Below are 952 nucleotides of genomic sequence, written 5' to 3' on the forward strand. Positions count from 1 at the left end.
CTGGAGGCCGTCGATTATTTGTACAACCAGTACATTGTCCGCGAGGATTTGCGCCAGGCGCTGAAAGAAATTTACGACCTGGAACGCCTCACCGGACGCGTCGCATACGGCAGCGCAAACGGCCGCGATCTGAACGCCCTGAAGCTGTCGCTGGCGCAGATTCCGGAGCTTAAGGCCGCATGCCTCGCATCGGGCTCCTCCACGCTGCGGGAAATCGGCGAAGGGATTGACGAATGCGCCGACCTTCGCGAAGATATTGAACGGGCTATTGTCGACGATCCGCCCGTATCCGTCCGCGACGGGGGGCTTATCCGGCCAGGCTATCATGCCCGGCTGGACGAGCTTAGAGAGGCAAGCAGCAGCGGCAAACGCTGGATTGCCGAGCTGGAGGCGAGGGAGCGCCTGGCTACGGGAATCAAGTCGCTGAAGATCGGATACAACAAGGTATTCGGCTATTATATCGAAATTACCCGTTCCAATCTGGCCTCCCTGCCGGAAGGGCGGTATGAACGCAAGCAGACGCTCGCCAACGCGGAGCGCTTCGTGACTCCCGAGCTGAAGGAGAAGGAAGCCCTGATTCTGGAAGCGCAGGATAAAATGACCGATCTGGAATACAGCCTGTTCAGCGAGCTGCGCGAACGGTTAAGCTCGCAGATTCCGAGACTGCAGAGTCTGGCGGAGAAAGTGGCCGAAATCGACGTATACCAGAGTCTTGCGGCGGTCAGCGCGGAGCAGCGCTTCGTGAAGCCGACGCTGACCGAAGGATATGATTTGAAGATTGAAGGCGGGCGTCATCCCGTCGTCGAGGCGGTGCTGAAGGATGCTTCCTTTATCGCCAACGGCAGCCGTCTCACGCAGGACGACGGCAGGATCTCGCTGATCACCGGCCCGAACATGGCGGGAAAAAGCACCTATATGCGCCAGGTGGCCCTGATCTGCATCATGGCGCAGG

General features: G+C 59.2%; 1 protein-coding gene. It reads left to right on the forward strand.

Annotated features, from left to right (window positions below; genetic code table 11):
* Positions 1 to 952 (forward strand): MutS-related protein (locus L692_RS0101835; protein ID WP_025696674.1); only part of this gene is annotated, 952 nt, incomplete at both ends.

Origin of the sequence: Paenibacillus forsythiae T98 (assembly GCF_000520735.1) — a bacterium.
GTDB classification, from domain to species: domain Bacteria; phylum Bacillota; class Bacilli; order Paenibacillales; family Paenibacillaceae; genus Paenibacillus_AQ; species Paenibacillus_AQ forsythiae.